The organism is Streptomyces sp. NPDC059398 (assembly GCF_042751845.1).
GTDB lineage: Bacteria > Actinomycetota > Actinomycetes > Streptomycetales > Streptomycetaceae > Streptomyces.
Map to the genome: position 1 here is coordinate 19,690 of NZ_JBHYWP010000112.1, position 7,328 is coordinate 27,017.

Sequence of the window (7,328 nt, forward strand, 5' to 3'; positions counted from 1 at the left end):
CCTCGTCCACGGCCCCCCCCACCCGACCCCCGCTCCCCGCCCCCCCCCCCCGCCCGCCGGCCACCCCCCCCCCGGGGCCGCGGCGGCCCCGCCCGGCCCCCGGACCGGGGCCCCGGACGACCTCTGCGATCTGCGGGCGCTCCTCGCGCCGCACGCCGGATCACGGGTGAGCTTCGCGGAACCGGGCGCTCCGGTCCTCCTCGGACCGGTGGCGGCGAAGGAGCTGGCCGCCGCTGTCAGTGCCGCCCTGGACAATGTCCGCAGACACGCGGGCAGCGGAGCCCGCGCGTGGATCCTGGTGGAGGACGAGCCGGACGGGGTGATCGTGACGGTACGGGACGACGGCCCCGGCATCCCGGAGGGGAGGCTCGCGGTCGCCGAGGGGGAGGGGCGCCTCGGTGTCGCCCTCTCCATCCGCGGGCGGCTGCGGGATCTGGGCGGCAGCGCCGAGCTGATCTCGGTGCCCGGCCAGGGCACCGAGGTGGAACTGAGAGTTCCGAGACGGAGAGTTCCGAGGAGGGCCCCGGAGAACACCCGGGGCGGTACACGGGGGGACGGACGGACATGAGCGGGCGGAACGGCATGAGTGAGCAGCGGACGGTCAGGGTGATGGTGGTCGACGACCACCCGATGTGGCGGGACGCGGTGGCCCGGGACCTGACGGCTGCCGGGTTCGAGGTCGTCGCCACGGCGGGCGACGGCCCGCAGGCGGTGCGCAGGGCCGGAGCCGTCGCCCCCGACGTTCTGGTGCTCGACCTCAATCTGCCGGGCATGCCGGGCGTCCAGGTCTGCAAGGAGCTGGTCGGGGCGGACCCCGGGCTCCGTGTCCTGGTGCTCTCGGCCAGCGGGGAGCACGCCGATGTGCTGGAGGCGGTCAAGTCCGGCGCCACCGGCTATCTGCTGAAGTCCGCCAGCACCCAGGAGCTGACGGACGCCGTCCGCAGCACCGCCGACGGCGACCCGGTCTTCACGCCGGGACTGGCCGGCCTGGTGCTCGGCGAGTACCGCAGGCTCGCGTCCGACCCGGCGCCCGCGGCCTCCGACGAGCCGAAGGCGCCGCAGCTCACCGAGCGGGAGACCGAGGTGCTGCGGCTCGTCGCGAAGGGCCTGAGCTACAAGCAGATCGCCGAACGCCTGGTCATCTCGCACCGCACCGTGCAGAACCACGTACAGAACACCCTCGGCAAGCTCCAGCTGCACAACCGGGTGGAGCTCGTGCGGTACGCCATAGAGCGCGGCCTCGACGACGCGTAGAGCAACTGCGTACAACCGGGCGGGAATTGACCTTCCGCCCTATCCCTTTGTGACCTGGGTCACCGTAGCGTGGAAGGCGCTGGGTCCTCCACGGCGAGGTGTCCTCTGTGCGAGGTGTCCTCCACGGCGAGGTGTCTTCCACTGCGAAGGGACGTGGTTCCATGCGGGTCGGAATACTGACCGGGGGCGGCGACTGCCCCGGGCTCAACGCGGTCATCCGGGCTGCCGTCCGCAAGGGCGTGCAGGAGTACGGCTTCGTGTTCACCGGATTCAAGGACGGCTGGCGCGGTCCCCTGGAGGGGGTCACCGTCCCGCTCGGCATCCCGGAGGTGCGCGGCATCCTGCCACGCGGCGGCACCGTCCTCGGTTCGTCGCGCACCAATCCGTTCAGCGCGGACGACGGCGTCCGCCGGGTACGGGAGACCCTCGCCGGGTGCGGGGTCGACGCACTGATCGTGATCGGCGGCGAGGACACCCTGGGCGTGGCGGGCCGCCTCTGGGAGGAGCACGGGGTGCCCTGTGTCGGCGTACCGAAAACCATCGACAACGACCTCTCGGCCACCGACTACACCTTCGGCTTCGATACGGCGGTGGGGATCGCCACCGAGGCCATCGACCGCCTCCACACCACCGCCGAATCGCATATGCGCGTCCTGGTGGTCGAGGTGATGGGGCGGCACGCCGGGTGGATCGCGCTGCACTCCGGGCTGGCCGGCGGGGCCAATGTCATCCTCATCCCCGAGCAGCGCTTCGACATCGACCAGGTCTGCTCCTGGGTGACCTCCCGCTTCCGCGCCTCGTACGCCCCGATCGTGGTCGTCGCCGAAGGGGCGATGCCGAAGGGCGGTGACGCGGTGCTCAAGGACGGCACCCTGGACTCGTTCGGCCACACCCGGCTCTCCGGGGTCGGCGAATGGCTCGCCGCCGAGATCGAGAAGCGGACCGGCAACGAGGCCCGCACCACCGTACTCGGCCATGTCCAGCGCGGCGGCACCCCGAGCGCCTTCGACCGCTGGCTGGCCACCCGCTTCGGTCTGCACGCGATCGACGCCGTGCGCGACGGGGACTTCGGCACGATGGTCGCCCTCAGCGGGACGGACATCGTACGGGTGCCGATCGCGGCGGCGACCTCGCGGCTCAAGACGGTCGACCCCGCGCTCTACCAGGAGGCCGGGGTCTTCTTCGGCTGAGGCTTCCGCTCCGGCTGTGGCGTCCGATCCGGCTGAGCGGACCCGTGCTCCGCGCCGTATATTCGCCCTATTCGTACCGGACGTCCTGTACCCGCCGCATACGGGAGGAACCATGGAAGTCCTCGCATTCGGCGTGCAGGCCGATGAGCGTCCGCTGATCGAGGCGGCCTTCGCCGGGCGCTGCGACGTCCGCTGTGTCGATGTCTTCCTCAGCGAGGACACCGTCCCGATCGCGGCCGGACACCGGGCCATCAGCACCAGCGTCAACGCGGACCTCGGCCCCGGCGTCCTGCGGAGCCTGGCGGCGGGCGGCACCCGGCTGATCGCCCAGCGGTCCACCGGCTTCAACAACATCGATCTCGACGTCGCCCACGACCTGGGCCTGACCGTGGCCCGGGTCTCGTCCTACTCGCCGTACTCGGTGGCCGAGTTCGCCTGGACCCTCGCGATGGCGCTCAACCGCCGTGTCGTCCGGGCCGCCGGGCGCACCCGTGACTTCGACTTCCGGCTGGACGGGCTGATGGGCCGCGATCTGCGCGGGCGGACGGCGGGTGTGCTCGGTACCGGCAGGATCGGCGAGGCGTTCACCCGGATCGCCCACGGATTCGGCATGGACCTGCTCGGCTGGGACGTCACGGAGAACCCCGTCTGCACGGAGCTGGGCATGCGGTACGTGACCAAGGACGAGCTGCTCGCCACGGCGGACGTGATCACGCTGCACGTCCCGCTGCTCCCGGCGACGCACCACATCATCGGCGCCGCCGAACTCCGCTCCATGAAGGACGACGCCCTCCTCATCAACTCCAGCCGGGGCGGCCTGGTCGACACCCGGGCCCTGGTCGACGAGTTGCGGCTCGGCCGCTTCACCGGGGTGGGGCTCGACGTCTACGAGGCGGAGGCGGGACTCTTCTTCCTCGACAAGTCGCTGGATGTGGTCGACGACGACACCCTGGCCCGTCTCGTCACCTTCCCGAACGTGCTGGTGACGTCGCACCAGGCGTACTACACCCGGGAAGCGGTCGGGCAGATCATCGCCGCGACCGTGCGCAACGTGGAGGACTTCGTGGCCGGGCGCCGCAACGAGAACACGCTGGTGCCGCTCGCCGGACGCTGACCGGGGCGCCGGGCCGGAGCCCCGCCCCACCGGGGGCCAGCCCCACCGCGGCCGGAGCCCGCCCCACCGCGGCCGGAGCCCGCCCCACCGCGGCCGGAGCCCGCCCCACCGCGGCCGGAGCCACGCCCCACCGGGCAGCCCCGCCCGGCCCGCCGCGAGCCCCGCCGCCCCTCGCCGGGCCCGGTCCCGGCCGTCTACACCAGCACCCCGGCCAGCAGCTCGGCCACCACCCGCACCCCGTTCTTCGTGAGCACCGACTCGGGGTGGAACTGCACCCCGGCGAACCCCTCCCCGCGCAGCGCGTGCACCTCCCCGCCGGCCGGCTCACGGCTCACCTCGATCCGGCGCGCCGCCAGCCCGGTCGCAGCCGCCTCGTCGCACCGCGCCGTGAACGAGTTGTAGAACCCGACCGTCTCCTCGCGCCCGAAGAAGTCGATACGCTCCTGGGCGCCCTGGTGGGGGATCGCCTTGCGGACGATCTCCAGGCCCAGCTCGGCGGCGAGCAGCTCATGGCCGAGGCACACCCCGAGCAGTCCGTGCCGGTGGCCGCGGAGCAGCTCGGCGGTGAGGCCGCGCAGAAACCGCATCTTCGGGTCGGTCCGGTCCGCCGGATCGCCGGGCCCCGGGCCGAGCACCACCGGGCCCCGGTGCCCCAGGGCGCGCTCGCGCAGACCGGGCTCGTCGTACCGCCGTACCGTCACGTCGAGCCCCGACGAGCGCAGCAGATGCGCCAGCATCGAGGTGAACGTGTCCTCCGCGTCCACCACCAGCGCATGGCCCGCGACGGCGGCCCTTGCCTCCTGCATCCGCAGCCAGAACGGCGCGAGGTCGGCCCGCCGTGACTCCAGCGCCGCCCGCACCCGGGGGTCGTCGGCGAGCCGCGGCCCCGCACCGGCCCCCCGGGGCCGCCCCTCCCGCACCCCCAGCGCCGTCAGCACCCCCGCCGCCTTGGCGTGCGTCTCCGCGACCTCGCTCGCCGGGTCCGAGTGGCGTACGAGCGTGGCGCCCACCGACACTCGCAGCACGCCCCCGGCCGAGATGTCGGCCGTACGGATCAGGATCGGCGAGTCCAGCGTCTGCGCCCCGCCCGCGTCCCGTCCGACGAGCGCGAGCGCGCCCGCGTAATAGCCGCGCCCGTCCGGCTCGTACCGCTCGATCACCCGGCAGGCGTTCTGCACCGGCGAACCGGTGACGGTCGCCGCGAACATCGTCTCCTTCAGCACCTCCCGCACATCCAGCGAGCTGCGGCCGCGCAACTCGTACTCGGTGTGCGCGAGATGGGCCATCTCCTTCAGCCGCGGACCGACGACGACCCCGCCCATGTCACCGACGGTGCACATCATCTTCAGCTCCTCGTCCACCACCATGGAGAGCTCGTCGGTCTCCTTGCGGTCGCCCAGGAACTCCAGCAGCGCCTCGGTGTCCGGCCCCTCCGGCGGGTAGCGGAAGGTCCCGCTGATCGGATTCATCACGACCGTCCCGCCGGACATCCGGACATGCACCTCGGGGCTGGCACCGACCAGGGTGCGCTCCCCGGTGTGCACCACGAAGGTCCAGTACGCGCCCCGCTCGCCGTCCAGCAGCCGCCGGAAGAGGGCGAGCGCGTCCGCCCGGCCGAAGCCCGGGACGGATCCGGTGTACGTACGCCGGACCACGAAGTTCGCCCCCTCGCCCCGGCCGATCTCGTCCGCGACGACCCGTCCGACGATCTCGCGGTAGGCGTCGTCGCCGATGTCGAAGCAGCCGTCCTCCACCCGTACGTCATGGGCGGGCAGCTGGTCGAGCACGGTGTCGAGCGGCAGCTCGTACGTCTCGTCGGCGACCAGGACCGCCAGCGGTGTCCCGTCGTCGCGCACGTCGAAACCGCGCTCCCGGATCTGCCGGAACGGCACCAGGGCCAGCACCGGGCCGCCGTCCGCCGGGATGTCCGCGAGCCGCTCCACCTCGTGGACCTCGCCGGTCAGCAGCTCGATGGTGTCGTGGTCACGTCCTGGCGTGCGCCTGCGGAGCAGGGCGAAGGGGCGGTGGTCGTCCAGCAGCTCGCTGATGAGCATCGGGGTGGTTCCTTCCGGGTGCCCCGCGGCGCGGGGAGGGGATACGGAGAGGAACGGCCGGTGAAACACGGAAGGCCGCCCCTCGGGCGGCCTTCGCTTCGTCTGTGCGCGCGATGTCAGTGGGCCGCCGGATGAGCGGTCCACCACCAGTTTCGAGTCGTCGTCGCGAACATGGTGGGGACTGTAGCGCATCGGCGGCGGCATCCCGGGATCCCGGCTGTCTCATCCACCGGGCACCACCAGAACCGGTGACGGCGACCCCGTACTGTTGGCGGTGTGACCGTGAACGCTGAAACCCAAGCCCCCGCCGCAGAGGCGGCCTGGCGAGACCTTCCCGCGGTGCAGCAGCCCGAGTACCCCGACGCCGGGGCGCTGCGCGATGTGATCGCGGACCTCACGTCGTATCCGCCGCTCGTCTTCGCCGGCGAGTGCGACCAGCTGCGCGAGCGGCTGGGAGCCGTGGCCAGGGGCGAGGCGTTCCTGCTTCAGGGCGGCGACTGCGCCGAGGCCTTCGACGCCGTGTCCGCCGAGCACATCAGGGCGAAGCTCAAGACGCTGCTGCAGATGAGCGCCGTGCTCACCTACGCGGCATCGGTGCCCGTGGTGAAGGTCGGCCGGATCGCGGGCCAGTACTCCAAGCCGCGCTCCAAGGGGACCGAGACCCGCGACGGCGTGACCCTGCCGACCTACCGCGGCGACTCGGTCAACGGCTTCGACTTCAACGAGAAGTCCCGGGTCCCCGACCCGCAGCGGCTCAAGCAGATGTACCACGCGTCCGCCTCGACGCTGAACCTGGTCCGCGCCTTCACCACCGGCGGCTACGCGGACCTGCGCCAGGTGCACGCCTGGAACCAGGACTTCGTGAAGTCCTCGCCGTCCGGGCAGCGTTACGAGCAGCTCGCCCGCGAGATCGACAGCGCGCTGAACTTCATGAAGGCGTGCGGCACCGACCCTGCGGAGTTCCGCGCGGTCGAGTTCTACGCCTCGCACGAGGCGCTGCTCCTGGACTACGAGTCGGCCCTGACCCGTACGGACTCCCGGACCGGCAAGCTCTACGACACCTCGGGCCACATGGTCTGGGTCGGCGAGCGCACCCGGCAGCTGGACCACGCGCACATCGAGTTCGTCTCGCAGATCCGCAACCCGGTCGGTGTGAAGCTCGGCCCGACGACCACCCCGGAGGAGGCGCTCAGCTACATCGAGCGTCTCGACCCGGACCGCGAGCCCGGCCGGCTGACCTTCATCGTCAGGATGGGCGCGGACAAGGTCCGTGACCGCCTGCCGAACCTGGTCGAGAAGGTCACCGCGTCCGGCGCCCAGGTCGTCTGGGTGACGGACCCGATGCACGGCAACACCTTCGAGGCGGCCTCCGGCCACAAGACCCGCCGCTTCGACGATGTGCTCGACGAGGTCAAGGGCTTCTTCGAGGTCCACAAGAGCCTGGGCACCCACCCCGGCGGCATCCATGTCGAGCTGACCGGTGACGACGTCACCGAGTGCGTGGGCGGCGGCGACGAGATCTTCGTCGACGATCTGCACCAGCGCTACGAGACGGCCTGCGACCCGCGGCTCAACCGCAGCCAGTCGCTCGACCTGGCGTTCCTGGTCGCGGAGATGTACCGGGCGCAGTAGACGAGAGCCCCTGCCCGCCGCACCGCGGTGCGGCGGCCGGCAGAGCACAGAGGGCCGTGGGGTGCGGATCACAGCGATCCGCAC

At 72.1% G+C, this 7,328-nt stretch carries 7 protein-coding genes; 5 read left to right on the forward strand and 2 right to left on the reverse strand.

Features of this window, described 5'->3' with window-relative positions; genetic code table 11:
• The 4 genes from ACFXBC_RS30050 to ACFXBC_RS30065 all read left to right on the forward strand — a co-directional run.
• Positions 1-568, forward strand: a 568-nt coding sequence (locus ACFXBC_RS30050) for a sensor histidine kinase (RefSeq protein WP_385031406.1), incomplete at its 5' end; no start/stop codon positions are given.
• 14 nt (positions 569-582) lie between these two features.
• Positions 583-1,254 (forward strand): response regulator, encoded by a 672-nt coding sequence (locus tag ACFXBC_RS30055; RefSeq protein ID WP_385031409.1) that lies wholly within the window; start codon positions 583-585, stop codon positions 1,252-1,254.
• Between the two features lie 161 nt (positions 1,255-1,415).
• Positions 1,416-2,444, forward strand: a complete 1,029-nt coding sequence (locus tag ACFXBC_RS30060) for a 6-phosphofructokinase (protein ID WP_385031412.1) — start codon at positions 1,416-1,418, stop codon at positions 2,442-2,444.
• Between the two features lie 112 nt (positions 2,445-2,556).
• On the forward strand, positions 2,557-3,558 hold the full coding sequence (locus ACFXBC_RS30065) for a 2-hydroxyacid dehydrogenase (protein ID WP_385031415.1): 1,002 nt from the start codon (positions 2,557-2,559) through the stop codon (positions 3,556-3,558).
• Positions 3,559-3,752: 194 nt separating this feature from the next.
• Here the strand turns inward: ACFXBC_RS30065 and ACFXBC_RS30070 are convergent, their stop codons facing one another.
• Both ACFXBC_RS30070 and ACFXBC_RS30075 read right to left on the reverse strand, forming a co-directional pair.
• Positions 3,753-5,612, reverse strand: a complete 1,860-nt coding sequence (locus tag ACFXBC_RS30070) for an anthranilate synthase family protein (RefSeq protein ID WP_385031418.1) — start codon at positions 5,610-5,612, stop codon at positions 3,753-3,755.
• Between the two features lie 116 nt (positions 5,613-5,728).
• Entirely contained in the window at positions 5,729-5,785 is a 57-nt protein-coding gene (locus tag ACFXBC_RS30075) for a trp operon leader peptide (protein ID WP_353961846.1), read from the reverse strand.
• Between the two features lie 103 nt (positions 5,786-5,888).
• Between ACFXBC_RS30075 and ACFXBC_RS30080 the strand changes: the two genes are divergently transcribed.
• Positions 5,889-7,244: a class II 3-deoxy-7-phosphoheptulonate synthase gene (locus ACFXBC_RS30080; protein WP_385031421.1), complete on the forward strand. Its 1,356-nt coding sequence runs from the start codon at positions 5,889-5,891 to the stop codon at positions 7,242-7,244.
• Positions 7,245-7,328 lie beyond the last annotated feature (84 nt).

What these genes read in the sequence shown, in the direction of transcription:
- ACFXBC_RS30065 (WP_385031415.1), top strand. Translation starts at nt 2,557, where the DNA reads ATGGAAGTCCTCGCATTCGGCGTGCAGGCCGATGAGCGTCCGCTGATC.
- ACFXBC_RS30060 (WP_385031412.1), top strand. Translation starts at nt 1,416, where the DNA reads ATGCGGGTCGGAATACTGACCGGGGGCGGCGACTGCCCCGGGCTCAAC.
- ACFXBC_RS30055 (WP_385031409.1), top strand. Translation starts at nt 583, where the DNA reads ATGAGTGAGCAGCGGACGGTCAGGGTGATGGTGGTCGACGACCACCCG.
- ACFXBC_RS30070 (WP_385031418.1), bottom strand. Translation starts at nt 5,612, where the DNA reads ATGCTCATCAGCGAGCTGCTGGACGACCACCGCCCCTTCGCCCTGCTC.